The sequence below is a fragment of the Streptomyces phaeolivaceus genome (assembly GCF_009184865.1).
GTDB classification, from domain to species: Bacteria; Actinomycetota; Actinomycetes; order Streptomycetales; family Streptomycetaceae; genus Streptomyces; species Streptomyces phaeolivaceus.
Genome location: NZ_CP045096.1, coordinates 5,325,315 through 5,342,802 on the forward strand (window position 1 = coordinate 5,325,315; position 17,488 = coordinate 5,342,802).

11 protein-coding genes are annotated in these 17,488 nt (G+C 68.8%); 7 read left to right on the top strand and 4 right to left on the bottom strand.

What is annotated here, in order from left to right; genetic code table 11:
• Window positions 1-125: 125 nt before the first annotated feature.
• The 3 genes from F9278_RS25110 to F9278_RS25120 form a co-directional block, all read right to left on the bottom strand.
• Window positions 126-3,530, bottom strand: coding sequence for a HelD family protein (locus F9278_RS25110; protein ID WP_193241619.1), 3,405 nt, complete (start codon window positions 3,528-3,530; stop codon window positions 126-128).
• Between the two features lie 99 nt (window positions 3,531-3,629).
• Window positions 3,630-3,998 (bottom strand): hypothetical protein, encoded by a 369-nt coding sequence (locus tag F9278_RS25115; protein WP_152170333.1) that lies wholly within the window; start codon window positions 3,996-3,998, stop codon window positions 3,630-3,632.
• On the bottom strand, window positions 3,998-6,463 hold the full coding sequence (locus F9278_RS25120; protein WP_152170334.1) for an AAA family ATPase: 2,466 nt from the start codon (window positions 6,461-6,463) through the stop codon (window positions 3,998-4,000). Before F9278_RS25120 ends, F9278_RS25115 begins: the two co-directional genes overlap by 1 nt.
• A gap of 245 nt (window positions 6,464-6,708) precedes the next feature.
• Here F9278_RS25120 and F9278_RS25125 point away from each other — a divergent pair, with 245 nt between their 5' ends.
• From F9278_RS25125 to F9278_RS25145, 5 genes are all read left to right on the top strand, one after another.
• Window positions 6,709-8,973, top strand: a complete 2,265-nt coding sequence (locus tag F9278_RS25125) for an N-6 DNA methylase (RefSeq protein ID WP_152170335.1) — start codon at window positions 6,709-6,711, stop codon at window positions 8,971-8,973.
• Window positions 8,974-9,063: 90 nt separating this feature from the next.
• Window positions 9,064-11,073: a type I restriction-modification system subunit M gene (locus tag F9278_RS25130; protein WP_152170336.1), complete on the top strand. Its 2,010-nt coding sequence runs from the start codon at window positions 9,064-9,066 to the stop codon at window positions 11,071-11,073.
• Complete coding sequence (locus tag F9278_RS25135) at window positions 11,070-12,353, top strand: restriction endonuclease subunit S (RefSeq protein ID WP_152170337.1); 1,284 nt, start codon at window positions 11,070-11,072, stop codon at window positions 12,351-12,353. Before F9278_RS25130 ends, F9278_RS25135 begins: the two co-directional genes overlap by 4 nt.
• 2 nt (window positions 12,354-12,355) lie before the next feature.
• Entirely contained in the window at window positions 12,356-15,553 is a 3,198-nt protein-coding gene (locus F9278_RS25140) for a type I restriction endonuclease subunit R (protein ID WP_152170338.1), read from the top strand.
• A gap of 80 nt (window positions 15,554-15,633) precedes the next feature.
• Entirely contained in the window at window positions 15,634-16,332 is a 699-nt protein-coding gene (locus tag F9278_RS25145; protein WP_226966923.1) for an EcsC family protein, read from the top strand.
• A gap of 133 nt (window positions 16,333-16,465) precedes the next feature.
• Here the strand turns inward: F9278_RS25145 and F9278_RS25150 are convergent, their stop codons facing one another.
• On the bottom strand, window positions 16,466-16,738 hold the full coding sequence (locus F9278_RS25150) for a GntR family transcriptional regulator (RefSeq protein WP_152170339.1): 273 nt from the start codon (window positions 16,736-16,738) through the stop codon (window positions 16,466-16,468).
• Window positions 16,739-16,906: 168 nt separating this feature from the next.
• Between F9278_RS25150 and F9278_RS47340 the strand changes: the two genes are divergently transcribed.
• Together F9278_RS47340 and F9278_RS25160 are read left to right on the top strand one after the other, a co-directional pair.
• Window positions 16,907-17,221: a hypothetical protein gene (locus F9278_RS47340; protein ID WP_226966924.1), complete on the top strand. Its 315-nt coding sequence runs from the start codon at window positions 16,907-16,909 to the stop codon at window positions 17,219-17,221.
• The gene (locus F9278_RS25160; RefSeq protein WP_152170340.1) at window positions 17,218-17,487 is read left to right on the top strand and encodes a hypothetical protein; all 270 of its coding nucleotides are present in this window, start codon (window positions 17,218-17,220) and stop codon (window positions 17,485-17,487) included. The genes F9278_RS47340 and F9278_RS25160 overlap by 4 nt, the downstream gene beginning before the upstream one ends.
• The last annotated feature ends 1 nt before the right edge of the window (window position 17,488 follow it).

The window sequence follows — 17,488 nt, forward strand, 5'->3', positions numbered from 1 at the left end:
AGCGGATAAGCGTCATCCTGCACGACTCCGGACCGGTCTTCTCCGGGCTATCGGGCCCTGGCTTCGCTTAAGGCACCCAAGAAGCGCGAGCGCGCACGGAAGAATCGGGCTTCTGCCGAAAGTGGTTACGCCTCTCCGGAGCCCAGGGCGGTTTCCGCGTCCTGGCCACCCCAACTGTCGGGGGTGCGCCACAGGACGTGAACCCCGAAGACGCCGTGCAAGGTGTCGGCCGACCATTCCTCGGCGGGCGGTTCGGAGAGCACCAGATAAAGGCGGTCGGCAGGAGCGGGCAGGGTGTGGTTGATCTCCAGGAGGCGGGTGGCTCCCGAGCGGAGGTCGGCGTAGGTGGAGCGGCCGGCACCGAGGACCTCGTAGAGGAAGTGGCCGTCCTCCGCGGTGCGGCTGACATCGATGACCGGGGAGTCGGCCGGCTGCAGGTCCGCCCAGAGCAGAGCCGCCTTGAGAGCATGGCGCACCGCCTCGTGCTTCTTGCACGTGCGGTCGGCGGCCGCCGCGGTCTCCAGCGAGTGCAGAAGCTTCTTGGCGGGCGTGGCGGGCGTGGCGGGCGTGGCGGGCGCTGGCGTGTCGGGCATGCCTTCGGAGGTCACGGGCTCTGCTTCCTTCTGCTCGGACGGCTGTTCGACGGAGGCGGGCGCACTCTCGGTTTGCGGTTCGCCCAGGGCGGCCCGGCGGTGCTGGAGCGCCTCCCGGGCCGCGTTCAGGGCCTGGGCCCAGTCGGCGCGTGCCAGGTCCGCCTGGAGTCGGTTCAGGTCCAGGTCGTTGTCCTTGAGCATGCGGTTGGTGTGCGCCGCCAGGTCGCGCAGGAGGCTGAGGCGGTGTTTGTCCGGGGATCCGAGCACACGACGCACGTCCACCCAGTCCGCCTGGTCACGGCGGAGGACGCGGTTGGCCATGCCCTTGAGCTCGGACAGCCGGTCACGGGCGTTCTCCGGAATGGTTCCGTCACCGTTGGTCAGGTCGTCGAAGACGCCGAGCGCCGCCACATAGCGTTCCGCCATGGTGGGGGAGATGGGCTGGCGGCCACGCTGGTCCGCGGTGAGCAGGCAGTGGTTCGTCTCGTGGGCGAACACCCAGCAGTCCAGTACCGCGCCGGGACGCGGGGGCACCGAGCCGTGGCGGACGGTCAGGACCAGAGGGACGTCGATCGCGGGAGACAGGGCCTTGACCCTGTACCGGCCGCCGGGTGCCCGGCCGGTCACGCGGACTCGGACGTCCGTACCGATGTCGGGGACGTCACCGTCTGCCATGCCTGGTTCGCCTTCGGTGGGTGCTGGATCGGTAGCGCTGCCGTCGGGGTTCGTGAGGGCCTCCGGGAGCGGGGACGTGTGCAGGACGGTCAGGCTCTGGGTGCTGCGGGTGAGCGCGACGTACAGCTGGCGCAGGCCGGCCGGGCCCCGGTCGGCGATGGTTGCGGGTTCGACGACGAGGACGTGGTCGTACTCCATGCCCTTGGCCTGGGCGGCAGCCAGCACGGACACCGCCTCGCGTCCCTGCTCGGTGATGCCCTCGGCCAGGTCCAGCTGGCGGCTGATCTCGTCGAGCCAGCCGGAGTCGTCGGGGACGATGACCGCCACGGAGCGCAGGGTGTGTCCGTCGCTGGTGCCGATGAGGCGGGTGGCTTGGGCCACGGTGTCGCCGAGGAGTTTCCACGGCTCGGTCGCGACCGTCCGTACGGCATCATCTCCCGCCGTACGCACGGCCTGCGGGTACGGCAGCGTGGGGGCGACGGTATGGGCAAGGGGGGCGACGAACTCCATGATCTCGGCGGGCACGCGGTAGCTGGTGTTCAGCTCGGCCACGCGCCAGTCGCCGTGGTCGGACAGGAGGGTGCCGAGGCGGTCCCAGTCGGTGTGGGTGTGAGGGCCCGTGGCCTGGGCCAGGTCGCCGAGGATGGTCATGGAGCCCTGCGCCGCGGAGCGCCGGCGCAGGGAGCGGGCCTGCATGGGTGTCAGGTCCTGCGCCTCGTCGACCACGATGTGCCCGTACCGCCGTGGGGTCTCCCCGGTGATGAGATACCGCAGTTCTTCGAGGCAGACCCGGTCGTCGAGCGTCCAGGGATCGGCGTCGGCCGTGTCGGCCCGAGGGCGGCGCACAGCGGCCTGTTCCGCGGCGTCGAGAATGCCCTCGGCGCAGGCACGCAGGAGGTCTTCCGAGTCGTAGAGGGTGCGGAGGGCTTCCCTGGCGCCGGGCGAAGGCCAGACACGTTCGATGAGGCGCTCGACCTGACGGTTGCGTTCCAGGTCGCGGCGGATCGTGTCGTCGCGGCTGCGGCGAGGGGCGACGGCGACGAGTTCCCGTAGCAGGCGGTCGACGAGCAACCCGCGGAAGCGGTCGCGGCGCTCACGGTAGGAGCCGTCGCCTTGGCGCACGTCTTCGAGGAGCGAAAGCATCTCGGAGCGCGGGATGCGCAGGGTCGTGCTGCCGACGGTGACGGTGAGCTCAGGCTTGGCCCCCTCGTAGGAGGCAGTGGTGGTGAACTCGTCGACGGCCTCGGGACGGCACTCGATCTCGACGCGCCGCCGCAGGACGGCCGCCATGCGTTCATCGGACTTCACCATCCGCGCTGCGGGGGTGTCGGTGCCGAGGATCTCGCCGTCCCACAGGCGCGTCACCTGCACGGCGTTGACGTTCCGGGTGCCGAGCGTGGGCAGCACCTGGCTCACGTACTCCAGGAACCGCTGATGGGGGCCGACGACGAGGACGTCCTGGGCTTTGAAGTGCCCGTTGTTGACGAGCCAGGTCACGCGGTGCAGGCCGACCGCCGACTTGCCGGTACCCGGGCCGCCCTGCACGACGAGGATGTCCGAGGGCGAACCGGTGACCAGAGCCATCTGGTCACGGCGGATGGTCTCGACGATGTCCCGCATGCTGCCGCGGCGAGAGCGCTGAAGCTCGCGGAGGAGGAAGTCGTCGGGTTGCGGCGGCTTTTGGCGCTGGAGGCGGGCAAGGTCGGCGGGGGTGAGGACGGGCCGCCGCGCCTTGTCGGGCTGCTGTGTGTCGGTGGTGGAGTCTGCCGCCGCGGACTGTGGATCGGCGTCGTCCGCGGTCGGCCGCGGGGCGGGAACCGTGACGGAGATGTCATCGGCATAGCCTTCGACGACGCGCTGCGCGCAGTGCAGCCGCCGCCGCAGGAGCACCTCCCCCGGAGCGTCCGGCAGCGCGTCGAGCCACTGCTTCGCAAGCGCGTTGGTCCACTCCACGACGACGGTGTCGCGGGTCCGCACGTCGGAAACGGCACGCCGGCCGACGTACCAGGTCTCGGGCTCCCCACCTGGGCTGTCCTGCACGTCCACGCGGCTGATGACCAGCGAAGCGTTGCCGAGACCTCCATAGGCCGCGGCTCGCTCCTCGGCCGCGAGACGGTTGGCCACGCTGTCCTTGCCGCTCGCGGAGGCCGAGGCGACCGAGCCCCCGGTCAGTTCGGCCAGTCGCGCGGCATAGCAGTCGTAGGCGCGGTCCACCGCCTTCTGCTCCATGGCGATGATCTCGTTGCGCGTGGTGGTGCCCATGTACATCCCCTCCCCTTGCAGCACCCCGGAGGACGCTGCGACGGGCATGACGCCCGGCCCCGTCGGAATAACTATCAGAGACGTGCTGGTAACAACCAGTCAGGCGGTCAACGACCCGACCAGCTCACCGACCTCGGTCCGCCAGGCGTGAACCTGGTCGTGCGTGGGGCCGATCTCGTACTGGTGGTAGTGGCATCCCAGGCAGAGGTGCGACCAGACGGCGTGGGTGCGGCGAGCGGTCTCCGCCGCGATGTAGCAGGGGAGGCACAGCATCTTGGCCCGCATCGTGGTGTCGGCGAGCCCTGGCACCGCGGCGTCGAGCACACGGTCGATGGAGAGCTCCAGGGCGGTCCGCAGAGCGAGGGAGGCTCCGCGGTGCCGGCCGGCGGCCGTGGCGCCGGTACGGGCGGCAAGCAGCTGATCGGCCGTCAGCAGGAGCTCCTCGACCGAGGTGGTGGGAGTGCTCATCACGCGGTCACCCCCGACTTGCGCACCTTCTGCGCCATGATCTCGATGTCGTCCACGAAGCGGTGGGGGTCGGTGATCTGCGCTCCCGTTGCGTGGGCGCCGTTCTGGCACTGCTTGAGGAGGTCCACCGCACGCGGTCCGCAGAGGGTACGCAGCTCCCGGTAGACCTCGCCGGCCCGGTCGGCGTCGCCGAACAGGGCCAGCGCCGCGACCTTCATGAGCTTGTCGGCGCTGCCGACGGCGGCCTGCAGCTCGTCCTCGGGCGCGCCGGAGCGGTGATGCCGGATCCAGGCGGCTTCGAGGAAGGCGTTCTCCAGGGCGATACGGCACAGGCTGGGCAGCACGTGGGTCCGTGCCGCCGACGGCAGGTCACCGGTACTGGCGAGGGCCCGCGCGTCGTCGAGTGCCTGCCGTACCGGGTCGGTCACCGGCTTCACCTTCACCTTGGACGACTTGGCCCGCTCGACCTCGAACACCGTCACGGGCAGATCCTGGCTGGTGAACGCCCGCTGGAGCCGGGTGTCGTGGGTGAACACCACGACCTGCCGGTGCTCGCCGAGCTCGTGCAGGACCTGGGCGAGTCCGTTGACCTTGGCGGGGTCCATGGACTGCACGGGGTCGTCGATGACGAGGAAGCCGAACGGGCTGTCGGCGGTGACGGCCCGAGGCAGGAACAGGGACAGCGCGAGGGAGTGCTGCTCGCCCTGGCTCATGACGCCGAGAGCCGAGGCCTCCTGGCCGTCGACGGTGACATCCATGACGAGCTTGCGGACCGTGGCCTTCTCGCTGCCCTTCAGACTCACGGCCTTGAGATCGATGTTGCTCTCCTGGCGGAGCCGCTCCCAGATGCGCTGCGACTGGTCGGCGAAGCCTTCCATGCGCTGTTCCCGCAACTCGGCGGCCAGCGTCTTGATCCAGGTGCTCGCCCTCCTGATGTCCCGCAGCCGGGGCTTGTTCGCCTCCACGGCACGGGCCCTCTCGGCCCAGCCCGCCAGGCGGGTGACGAGCCCGCGCCAGCGTTCGTCCCGCTTCTCCAGTTCCCTGACGGCGTGCTCCTTGACCGCGGCGCAGGCGTCGGCCAGGGGCGCGGCGGCCTCGTGGGCGCGCTGGGCGAGCTCGCCGGGATCACTGATCGTCCGGCAGGCGGTCCAGGCGCGCCACGGGTCGGCGAGGGCGACGGGGATCCGCGGGGGTGTGTGAACGAGGTCCTGCACGGCCCGCGCGGCCGACCGGAGTTCGCTGCGCGCGCCCGCTGCAGCCTCCGCCTCCTGCCGCAGTGCGGCGATCTGGGCGATGGCGTCCGCGGCCCATGCCGCGTCCAGCGTCCCGTCGGTCCCGCACACGGGGCAGGCGGCGACTTCAGGGTGACGGTCGTGGTGCGCCACAGCCCGTTCGAGGAGTTCCGCACGCCGCAGGGCGTCCTCGGCGCCGGTGCCGCGCAGGTCCTCGGCGTCGGCGAGAGCATTGCGCAGGCGGTCCAGGGCCGCGTGGACCTGCGCCATTTCGGGTCCCTGCACCTCTGCCTCGGCGCGCAGCCGCGCGAGCAGGCCGTCGTCCCCGTCGGTGGGCAGACCGGCGACCAGGGCTTCGACGGTCGCGAGGTCGGGGGTTCCCGCCGTGTCCACGGCGACGAGTGCCTGGACCGCGCGGTCGTCGTCCTCCAGCTCGTACAGCGCCTCCTTGAGGCCCGGCAGCTCCGCCTTCGCCACCTTCTCCGCGTCTTCGAGCGCCTTGGCCTCCTGGCGAAGCCGGCCGTCGGCGGCGCTGAGCTGCCCCAGGCCGAGGATCGTGGCGATGGCGTCGTACATCTCGGAGGGCTTGCCACTGATCATGCGGTCGAGATCGACGTACGACAGGAAGGGCCGGAAGTCCCGCAGGGCCTGCGTCCAGTCCGCCTGGTCGAGGGGGGCGCGGCCGTGTCCGGGGCGCTTGAGCTCGGCCTGGGAGGCGTCGAAGTCGTCGCCGTCCCAGGTGCGGGTGAGGGTGCTGCGGCCGGTGTCGCCCTCGATGGCGAGCCTGACCTCGATCTCCGGCCTGCCGTCGGTGTCGTGGAGGTTGCGCCAGTTGCTGCTGCGCATCGCGTGCTGCCCCTGCCAGCGCATGTTCACGCCGGTGAAGGCTGTCTCGATGCCCTCGGCGATGCTGGACTTGCCGGAGCCGTTGCGACCCACGACCAGGTTCACGCCGGGCCTGGGGCTGAGCTTGAGCCAGGCGCGCGGTCCGATGCCGCGGAAACGCGCGACGGCGACGGACTCGAGGTAGATCCGGCCGACAGGGGAGGTCCCTCGGGGCTCGCCGTCGCCCAGGGCCTCCTTCAGGAGCACCTTCACGGGCTCGGTGAGCGCCTCCTCCGCCAGTCGGGCCTCCACCAGACCGGCCACGGGCACGGGCTGGTCGGCCGGGGCCGGACGGGCGGGGTCGGTGGGGTGGTGTGCGTTCTGCCGGGGCTGCTCCGTCACGGTCATGTGGGTTCCTCCCGTGGGTGCGGTGCGGTTGCGGGGTCACGGTGCGGCTGGTGCGGAGTCACGGTGCATGGCTTCCATTCGGAAGCGTTAACAGATAAGCACAGCGATGAAAGCGCCGTCAAACAGCTTGACGAACTTGACGGTTGTTGTAACGTGTTAACCGTCCCCATTCGACTGGCCCGAGAGGTGCGGAACTCCACGCCATGCCCCAGCAGCCACCAGCCCGACCGGCGCCCTCCGCACACGTGACAGCCGCCGAGATCTCCCGCATCGCAGGGGTCACGCGCGCCACCGTCAGCAACTGGCGCCGCCGCCACGACGACTTCCCGGCACCCAGCGCAGGCACGGAAACCAGCCCGCTCTACGACCTGCCGGCCGTCCAGGCATGGCTGCGGGGACGCGGGCACACCTCCACCGCCTCGCCGACCGAGGAACTGCGGACGGCGCTACGGCTGCTGGGCCCAGGCTCGGGAGTGGCCGCGCGGCTGTTCCCCCTGGTGGCTGCCGCGTCCCGCCGTACGCCAGAGGAACTGGCCGAACTCGCCGCCGTGCCCGACGACCAGCTGCTCGCCCGGGCGGAGAAGGCCGCGGGTGAGCTCCCGGCCACCGTGCCCGAGGCCGAGCCGGTCCGCTACGGTCCGGACGACGCGGGCGTGGTTCGCGCGCTGCTGGACTGCGTCCGTGAGGCGGGGGCCCAGGCCGCCCTCGACGTCCTCGCCGAACGCGAACTGGACGAGGGTGCCGCCAGCGGCGTCTACCAGACCCCGGAGGGTCTGGCCCGGCTCATGGCACGGCTCCTGCCCGCCGACGTGTTCCGCGTCCTCGACCCCGCCTGCGGCAGCGGAACGCTCCTGGCCGCCGCCGCCCGGCAGGGCGCGCGGGAGCTGTTCGGGCAGGACTCGCTTCCCGTCCAGGGCCAACGCACCGCCGTCCGGCTGCTGATCGCCGCACCCGAGGCCGAGACGACGATCCGCGTCGACGACAGCCTGCGCGCCGACGCCTTCCCCGACGTCACCGTGGACGCAGTCCTGTGCAACCCGCCGTTCGCCGACCGCGACTGGGGTCACGACGAGCTGGCCTACGACCCGAGGTGGGCGTACGGGCTCCCGCCTCGCCTCGAATCCGAACTGGCCTGGGTGCAGCACGCGCTCGCACACCTGGAGCCCGGCGGTCACGCGGTCATGCTGCTGCCGCCCGCGCTGGCCTTCCGCTCCTCCGGCCGCCGTGTCCGCGCGGAACTCATCCGCGGCGGGGCCCTGCGCGCCGTCGTCTCACTTCCGGTGCGTGCCGCGTATCCACTCCACATCGGCCTGCAGATCTGGGTGTTCCAACGCCCAGAGCCGGGCGGCACCGACCGTGCGACGGTGCTGTTCGTCGACGGGGAGGGCGAGTGGCGGGACGGTGCCGTGGGCACGTCGTTCGCCACAGACACGGCCACGGGCGCGGCCGGCGCGGGTACCCGTGGCGGCTCACGCCCTCGCCCAGCAGGTTCCCAGACTTCCGCCGCTTCGTCTGGCCCCGCGTCTTCCGCCTCTGCCTCCTCCTTCGAGTGGGCGGGGCTGACCGACCGGGTCCTCGGCCAGTGGGCGGCGTTCACCACCGCCCCCGACACCTACGTCGACGAGCCCGGCGTCGCCCGCGCGGTGCCGCTCGTCGACCTCCTCGACGACGTCGTCGACGTCACCCCGGCCCGCCATGTCCGGGCGACCGCGGCCGACATCGACCCGGCCGCCCTGGCCCGGCGCGTCCACGACCTGCACGGGCAGTTGGCCAAGCAAGTAGCCGCTTTGGCAGCCGCCTCAGCTTTCGGCGGGGGGCGACCGTCCGGGGCCTCGGCCCGAGAGTGGCGTACGGCGACCGTCTCCGACCTGGCACGCGGCGGCGCCCTGACCGTGTTGCGGGCGGCGACACCCGGCACCCGTGGCTCCAAGGGCCCCGCAGCCCCGACGGTGGACCGGCCGGTCCTCACCGCCCGGGACATCTCTGCCGGAAACCCCCCGTCCGGCACGGCTGTCGACCTCCACGCCGAAGCGGCGCAACCCATCGCCGCCGGGGACGTGCTCGTACGCGCCCTCGCGGGTGGAGGCGACGGGTCCGCGATGACCCGGGTCGCGGACGACCGGGACGCCGGAGCCCTGCTCGGCCAGCACATCCACCTCCTACGCCCCGACCCGGCCCGCCTCGACCCGTGGTTCCTGGCCGGGTTCCTCGGCGCCGAGGACAACATCGCCTCCGCCTCCACCGGCAGCAGCCTCGTGCACGTCACACCGGGCCGCCTGCGCGTACCGCTGCTGCCCCTGGAGGAACAGCGGCGCTACGGGGAGGAGTTCCGCCGCGTGTACGAGCTGCGCGCGGCCGTCCGCCGAACCGCCGACCTCGCCGCTGACACGGCGGCCGCCCTGACCACCGGACTCACCGTCGGTGTACTCCTACCACCGGATTCACCGAATACTCCGGACGAACGGGACGAACGGGACGAACGGGATGGGCCGGACAGCCGTTCCGCCTGAAAGGCCCCACACGTCCCACCGCACACGACCACACTGGATACCTGCCGTCCCCCGCCAGGACGGCGCTCTTCGGAAGGAAGCCGGGACCTCTTGAACAGCAGTAAGCACACGGAGCTGGCGAACCACGCCTGGTCCGTCGCCGATCTCCTGCGCGGCGACTACAAGCAGTCCGACTACGGCAAGGTCATCCTGCCGTTCACCGTGCTGCGCCGCCTGGAGTGCGTCCTGGAGCCGACGCGCGAGAAGGTCGTCGAGACCGTCACCAGGTTCGCGGGCCAGGAGATGGACCCCGGCCACTTCCTCCGCCGCGCCTCCGGCCACTCCTTCTACAACAAGAGCGACCTCACACTGCGGAAGATCGCGGCCGACCCGCAGAACGCGGCGAAGAACCTGCAGATCTACGTCGGCGCGTTCTCCGAGAACGCCCGCGAGGTCCTCGACAAGTACGAGTTCAACCAGCAGGTCAGGAAGCTCGACGGCGCGAACCTGCTCTACCAGGTCATCGGCAGGTTCACCGACCTCGACCTGCACCCCGACGTCGTGCCCAACCACAACATGGGTTACATCTTCGAGGAGTTGATCCGCCGCTTCGCCGAGCAGTCGAACGAGACCGCGGGTGAGCACTTCACCCCGCGCGAGGTCATCAAGCTGATGGTCAACCTGCTGGTGGCGCCCGACGCGGACGCCCTCACCGTGCCGGGTGTCGTCCGCACGGTCATGGACCCGGCCTGCGGCACGGGCGGCATGCTCAGCGCCGCCGACGACCACATCAAGGCGTTCAACAAGGACGCGACGGTCGAGGTGTACGGGCAGGAGCTCAACCCCGAGTCCTGGGCGATCTGCCGGTCCGACCTCATGATCAAGGGCCAGGATCCGGAGAACATCCGCTTCGGCAACTCCTTCTCCGACGACGGCCACGCCCGCCGCAAGTTCGACTACATCCTCGCCAACCCGCCGTTCGGCGTGGAGTGGAAGAAGGTCAAGGAGGAGGTCGAGTACGAGCACAGGTCGCTCGGCGACGCCGGCCGCTTCGGCGCGGGCCTGCCGCGCATCAACGACGGTTCGCTGCTCTTCCTCCAGCACATGATCTCGAAGATGAAGCCGGTGGACGTCAACGGCGGAGGCGGCTCCCGCATCGCCATCGTCTTCAACGGCTCCCCGCTGTTCACGGGCGCGGCCGAGTCCGGCGAGTCCAACATCCGCCGCTGGATCCTGGAGAACGACTGGCTGGAGGCGATCGTCGCCCTCCCGGACCAGCTCTTCTACAACACCGGTATCTCGACTTACTTCTGGATCCTGACGAACCGTAAGGACAAGGATCACAGGGGCAAGGTCGCCCTGCTCGACGCGCGTGACCAGTGGGTGAAGATGCGCAAGTCGCTGGGCGACAAGCGCAAGGAGCTCGGCGACGGGACGAACGGCCGCCCCGACCACATCGGGGATATCACTCGGCTGTACGCGGAGGCCGTCCAGGTCGCGAAGGACCCCGAACACCCGCTGCACGGCAAGGTGAAGCTCTTCGCGAACGAGGACTTCGGCTACCAGCGCATCACGGTCGAGCGCCCGCTGAAGCTGCGCTTCGAGGTGACTGAGGAGACGTTGGCGACGCTGGCGGAGGCCAAGCCGGTGGCGAGGCTGGAGCGGAGCGAGGAGTTCGTGGCAGCGGTGCGCACGTTGCTCGGCTCGTCGTGGATGGAGAGGTCGAAGGCGTTTATCGCGCTCAAGGATGCGGTGGTCGCGGTCGGCCTGATGTGGCCGTCGGGAGCGCCGTTCGCGAAGGCGGTACGGGAAGCGATCGGCGCCCGGCACCCGGAGGGCGAGGTCCAGAAGGTCAAGGGTGCTGCGGAGCCCGACACGGACCTGCGGGACTACGAGAACGTTCCGCTGGGCGAGGACGTCGAGGAGTACCTCAAGCGCGAGGTGCTGCCGCACGTTCCGGACGCGTGGATCGACCATACGAAGACGAAGATCGGCTACGAGATCCCGTTCACCCGGCACTTCTACGTTTACCAGCCGCCGAGGCCGCTGGCGGAGATCGACGCGGAGTTGAAGTCGCTGGAGGCAGAGATTCAGGCGTTGTTGGGTGAGGTGACGGAATGACTTTTCCCGTCAACTGGCAGACTCGTCGAGCTCGCTTCTCCTTCACACGTCGCGACGTACGAGGCGCTGATGCCCCCTTGGCCTCCGCAACCAAAGACGGCGTCAGTCTGCGAAGCGACCTTGAATTCTCAGTTTGGAACCCGGACTCCAACATCAGTAACTACAAACTCGTTGAGCCAGACGACTTCGTCATCGGCCTGCGGTCCTTCCAACACGGCATTTCACACTCCGCCGTGCGGGGCATCGTGAGCCCGGCATACACGGTTCTGCGGTCAGCAGGCAACTTGGAACCGAGATTCTTCAAGCACTATTTTCGATCCAGCCTGCTAATCTCCCATCTGGCGAACATCACCCAGGGGATCCGGCAAGGTCAGGCAATTGACATCGAGGCCTTCCAAAACCTCCCGATGCCTGTACCCTCGCTGGAGGAGCAGCGCCGCATCGCCGACTTCCTCGACGCCGAGATCGCCCGCATCGACCTGTTGGCACAGAAGCGTCAAGCACAGCAATCGCTACTTGACGAGCGGGCCTATGCGCATGTCTCCGAGACTCTGATCCCGGGCATCCTGACCCACCCACTCGGGCGAGGCTCGTGGCCGTGGCTCCCGGCCGTCTCCTCGGCTAACCCTCTGGTGCGCCTCGGCTACATTTGCCGCATTCAGAATGGCCTCACTGTAGATGGCAAGCGCGATGTGACCGGAGAAGTGCTGACGCGCCCGTATCTTCGCGTAGCCAACGTCCAAGCCGGATATGTCAATCTCGACTCGGTCACCGAAATCACTGTCCCCCGAGCAGTTGCCAGTCGCAGTACTCTCCGTCCCGGTGACGTCCTTATGACCGAAGGCGGCGACCTGGACAAACTCGGCCGCGGGACGGTGTGGAACGGCGAGCTTCCGAATTGCCTCCACCAGAACCACGTTTTCGCGCTCCGCGTCGACGAGTCCCGCCTGGACGGACACTACCTGGCGCTGATGACACAAACTGTGCACGGGCGTTGCTACTTCGAGAGCACGGGCAGCCGCACGACAAACTTGGCATCAACCAACAGCAGCAAGATCTTGAGTTTCCCTGTTCCGCTCCCGTCTGTCGCCAAGCAACAAGCTCTGGTCAAAGAGATGAATACGAAGCTGGACTGCGTCCGACGCGCGAAGGAGAGACTCACGACACAGCTCGACCTTCTTTCTGAACGCCGCCAAGCCCTCATCACCGCCGCCGTAACCGGCCAGTTCGACATCTCCACCGCCAGCGGCCGCAACGTAACGGACGGAGTCACCGCGTAGCCATGAGCCCCATCCACACGGAGTCCGCCTTCGGTGAAGCCATCGTCGCCGCCATGGTCGAGCGCGGCTGGCGCGAGGCGTGCCCGCAGGACTACCAGGCCGATCTCGGCCTGGACACCAACGAGCTGTTCACTTTCATCGGCGCGACCCAGCCAGACGAATGGAACGAACTGCTCACCGTCTACGGCAATGACCCGAACGAAGCGCAGCGCGGGTTCGCCAGCCGCCTCGACCAGGCCATCGCCACCAACGGGCTCCTCGATGTCCTCCGCAACGGCGTCAAGGACCGGGGCGTCCTCCTCCGCGTCGCCTACTTCAAGCCCAACCTCGTCGCCCACGACTCCGTGCTGGACGGCTACCGCGCCAACCGCCTCACCGTCGTCCGCGAACTCGAATACGCGACGAAGCAGGCCGACTGGGGCAACCGGCTCGATCTCACCCTCTTCCTCAACGGAATCCCTGTCGCCACAGCCGAGTTGAAGAACCCGCTGACCAAGCAAGGTGTGGAGCAGGCCAAGGAGCAGTACCGAACCGACCGCGACCCGACCGAGCTGATCTTCACGCGGCGGGTCGTCGCGAACTTCGCCGTCGACCCGGACCTGGTCTTCGTCGCCACCCAGCTCAAGGGCAAGAACACCCGCTTCCTCCCGTTCAACACCGGTTCCAACGGTCCCGGTCAGCCGGGCGGCGCAGGCAATCCGGCCCCGACCACGTACGGCGCGTACGCAACCTCCTACCTCTGGGAGCAGGTCTGGCTGCCGGACAACTGGCTGGACCTGCTCCAGAGGTTCGTGCACCTGCACAAGAGCAAGACGCCCGGCGGCGGCACGGCGAAGACGATGGTCTTCCCCCGTTTCCAGCAGTGGGACGCGGTCAAGAAGCTCACCGCGCACGCCGCGACGCACGGCGCGGGCCACGACTACCTGGTCATGGCCTCCGCCGGCTCGGGCAAGTCGAACACCATCGGCTGGCTCGCGCACCGCCTCAGCGACCTGCACACCCCCACCGACCCCCACGAACTCGGCCCCGAGGCCGTTGCCAAGGGCCTCAAGCCGGGTGTGCCGGTCTTCGACAAGGTCATCGTCATCACCGACCGCCGCAACCTGGACGCCCAACTCCGGGAAACCGTCGGCAACTTCGAGCAGACCGCAGGCCTCGTCGTGAAGATCGACGAGAAGCACGGGGCGAAGGGCGAGCAGCTCGCCAAGGCCCTCTCCCGCGACACCGGCAAGATCGTCACCGTCACCCTGCACTCGTTCCCGGCGCTGATCTCGTACATCGAGCGCAACCCCACCGAGATACGTGGCAGTCACTTCGCGATCATCGTGGACGAGGCGCACTCCTCGCAGTCCGGCGACGCCGCCAAGGACGTACGGGCAGCTCTGCGCGACCTCGGCCTGGACTCCGACTCGGACGACGCGGGCGCGACCACGGTCAAGGCTGAGGGCGACACCCTGGACGAGCAGCTCAAGAACCGGGCCGAGCAGCGTTCCCGCGCCGCGAACCTCTCCTACTTCGCGTTCACCGCCACGCCGAAGGCCAAGACCCTCGAACTCTTCGGCACGCTCCAGGACATCGACGGCAAGGCGACCTACCGTCCCTTCCACACGTACTCCATGCGGCAGGCGATCGAGGAGGGCTTCATCCTCGACCCGCTGCGCAACTACGTCACGTACAACACGTACTGGAAGCTGGTGAACCAGAACCCGGACGAGCGGGAGGTCGACCCCTCCAAGGCGAACGGCCTGCTCGCCCGGTACGCGCTGACCCATGACTCGACGGTCGCCCAGCACGCCCAGGTGATCGTGGAGCACTTCGTGGCGCACAGCCGGGGCCGTCTCGGCGGGCGGGCCAAGTCGATGGTGGTGACCGCCTCCCGGCAGTCCGCCGTACAGATGGCGCGCGCCATCAAGAGCTACATCAAGGACCGGGACTACGACACCAAGTACCCCGACCTGGGTGTCCTCGTCGCCTTCTCCGGCTCGCTCACGATGGACGGAGAGGAGACCACCGAGCCGAAGGAGAACGGCGGGCTGTCGGAGAGCGCGCTGCCGAAGGCGTTCGCGTACACGCGTGCCGACGACAAGGCCGCCCGAGCCGGTGGTCCGGGCCAGCGCGAGTACAAGATCCTGGTCGTGGCGGAGAAGTACCAGACCGGCTTCGACCAGCCGCTCCTCACGACGATGTACGTCAACAAGACGCTGACCGGCATCTCCGCCGTCCAGACCCTGTCCCGGCTGAACCGGACCGCCGAGCGCAAGACCCAGGCCGACCTGGCGGTCCTGGACTTCGTCAACGACGCCAACGACATACAGGACTCCTTCCGCCCGTACTTCGAGGAGGCGATGACCCTCCCCTCCGACCCCAACCTCCTCTACACCGCGCAGAGCCGGGTCATGCAGGCGCCGATCCTGTCCGGGCAGGAGATGGACGAGTTCGCCGCCGCGTACTTCGCCGCCAAGGAGAGGGCGGCGGGCTCACAGTCCAAGTGGGAGAAGCTGCATGCCGAGTTGTACCGGCTGCTGTCTCCCGCGGTCGCCCGCTTCACGCCCCTACTGGAGAGCGAGGACGAGGACGATCAGGAGACGGCGGAGGGCTTCCGCGCCGACCTCAACGACTACGTCAGGAAGTACGGCTTCCTCGCGCAGATCGTCCCCTACCAGGACGCCGAGCTGGAGCGGCTGCACCTCTACGGCCGCTACCTCCTCAACCGCCTACCGCGCCGCGCGGACGGCGGCGTGGACATAGGCGAGGTCGACCTCAGCCATATGCGGGTGGAGAAGACCGGCGAGTACGACGTCTCCCTCACCACCGAGGGACCGACGATGATGCAGGGCTTCGGCGACGGCTCGGGCGGCGCGAAGGAAGCGGAGAAGTCGCTGCTCTCCGAGTTGATCGAGAAGTTCAACGAACGCTTCGGCACCGAGTTCACCGAGCAGGACGTCATCCGCCCGTTCGAGGAGGCCAAGGCCGACCCGAAGGTGCGGGCGGCGGCAGTCGTCAACGACGAGGAGAACTTCGGCCTCGTCTTCGACAACGTCTTCGCGGACAAGATGGCCGACCACATCGACACCATCGCGGGCATGGGCCGCCAGTACTTCGGCCCTGACAAGGGCTTCAAGTCCAGCCTGGACCGCAGCGCCCGCAAGGCGGCCTGGCGGATGATCCGCCGCGAGGAGGGGCTGGACGACGACGTCTGATGCGTACGCCCCGGCGGGATGTGCCGGCCGGGGCGCCTTGAAGTGCATCAAGTCAGTGCGCAGTGCAAGTTGCCCTCTTCATGAGGGGCAACGAATCGGGAGGGGAAACAATGGATCACGCGACGGACGAGCCCGAGGCGTCTCGGCTCCAGAAGGTCGTCGAGGGGATCGCCATCACGCCGGAGGCGGCCGCCAAACTCGTGGGCGGTTACCGTGCGACTTTTGAGGCCAAGTTCAAGCGGGAGCCTGAGAGCCTGGAGGACAAGCGCCGGGTCGCCAACAAGATCGTTGGCCGGTACTCCAAACTTTCGGCAGCCGCTGGGGCGGTCACCGCGGTCCCGAGCGTGATTCCGGGCGTCGGTACGGCGGTCGCAGTCCTGGGCGGCGGTGTCACCGATATCGCCGCGGCACTCAAGCTCCAGATCGACATGTGCATGTGCCTGGTCGAGGTGTACGAGACCGAGATGAGCGCGGAGGACAAGAAGCACCTCGCCTTCACGATCGCGTTGGCGGGTTCGGCTGAACAGATGGCGACCAAGGGCGGCAAGGCGGCGGTACAGAAGATCGCCGAGAAGCTGGTCTACCAGTACCTCAGAGGGCCCGCCTTGGTCACGATCAAGCAGTTGTTCAAGCGGGCGTCCATCACCTTCACCCAGAAGGCGGCGGCCAAGGCGATCCCAGCCGGTGTAGGTGTCGCTTTCAGCAGCTCGACGAACTACGTCCTGACGACGGTGGTGGGCAAGGTCGCCGTCGCCGTCCTGGCAAAAGATGTGAAGTAGCAACGCTGAAGCGGATCCGCCCCCGCCGACTCAGTTCGTGGGGGCGTCCTGTAGCGGGTGAGCCCTCCGGTCAGGCGGCCGAGGTACTCGTCCGCGTACGGCACGGCGGCCTGTAAGGGGACCGCGGCTTCAGCTACGCGGAGGGCTCGGGGGTTTCGGGGAAGGGCGGCAGCGGGTCGGCCACGAACGAACCCCGGGCGCGCACAGTCACCACCAGCCCTCGGTCCCGAAGAATGTCCAGAGCACGGCGGACGGTACCCGGACCGACTTTGTAGTCGTGCGTCATCGTCAGTTCTCCCGGCAGTCGGGTGCCGGGCGCGTACTCACCGGAACGGATCTTCCGTTCAATGATCGCGGCCAGTTGCTCGTACACGTACTGCGGCGAGTCAGGGCTGATCGTGTCCACGTTTTGACCGTAGAGCGCCACTCTCCACTACGCATTACCTAGTACTACTACCAACCACTACCCACCACTACTCTCATGAGAGTAGGGTTCGGAGGGAACAAAGACGCCCCGGCAGGAAGGTTCAGAGCTTCCATGCCGGGGCTGAGCCGACTGATTGGGAGTCGACCTATGCGCAGCCTACTGGCCGCGATTCTGAGCCTCTTCCTGCCCGCCCGCGGAACCCACCGCGCCGCAGCACCCCCACCACCACCCCTCGCCTCCTGTCCGCCCGCTCCGGTGCCCTCGCCCGTGATCACGTGCTCGCACCCGGCGGACGCCATCACCGTCGACGCCATGCCCCTGGTCCGTCCGTACGTCGTCGAATGGGAACGTGAGCGGGACGACCATGACCGGCGCCGCCTTCAGCGCGAGCGGCGTCGGGCGGCGGTCCTGGCGACGCTGGGGCAGGACTACGTTCCGGTTCCGTGGGAGGTCGCCGTATGAGCACGAGTACGCCGCGTCTGCGCAGCCTCGGCCTCGACCCGGCCACCGGCAAGGAGGCCCTGGCGGTCACGCGCCCCGGCGGCCGTCTTGAGAAGTTGGCCGACGTGCACGCCCTGAAGGCCGCCGCCGTCCTGGTGATGGTCGTCGGCGCCGTACTGGAGGCGGGGAAGGCGTCGGACGCCGAACTCGCCGCCTTCGTAAAGCCGTTGCACGCCGCCCTCGAAGAATGCGTCGGCATCATGGCGGCCGACAGGGACAGGGAGTGAC

Bases quoted from the DNA above. Each gene is read 5' to 3' on its own strand.
- F9278_RS25120 (WP_152170334.1), bottom strand. From the start codon at position 6,463: ATGACCGTGACGGAGCAGCCCCGGCAGAACGCACACCACCCCACCGAC.
- F9278_RS25145 (WP_226966923.1), top strand. From the start codon at position 15,634: ATGAGGGGCAACGAATCGGGAGGGGAAACAATGGATCACGCGACGGAC.
- F9278_RS25115 (WP_152170333.1), bottom strand. From the start codon at position 3,998: ATGAGCACTCCCACCACCTCGGTCGAGGAGCTCCTGCTGACGGCCGAT.
- F9278_RS25140 (WP_152170338.1), top strand. From the start codon at position 12,356: ATGAGCCCCATCCACACGGAGTCCGCCTTCGGTGAAGCCATCGTCGCC.
- F9278_RS25110 (WP_193241619.1), bottom strand. From the start codon at position 3,530: ATGGGCACCACCACGCGCAACGAGATCATCGCCATGGAGCAGAAGGCG.
- F9278_RS47340 (WP_226966924.1), top strand. From the start codon at position 16,907: ATGCGCAGCCTACTGGCCGCGATTCTGAGCCTCTTCCTGCCCGCCCGC.
- F9278_RS25160 (WP_152170340.1), top strand. From the start codon at position 17,218: ATGAGCACGAGTACGCCGCGTCTGCGCAGCCTCGGCCTCGACCCGGCC.
- F9278_RS25135 (WP_152170337.1), top strand. From the start codon at position 11,070: ATGACTTTTCCCGTCAACTGGCAGACTCGTCGAGCTCGCTTCTCCTTC.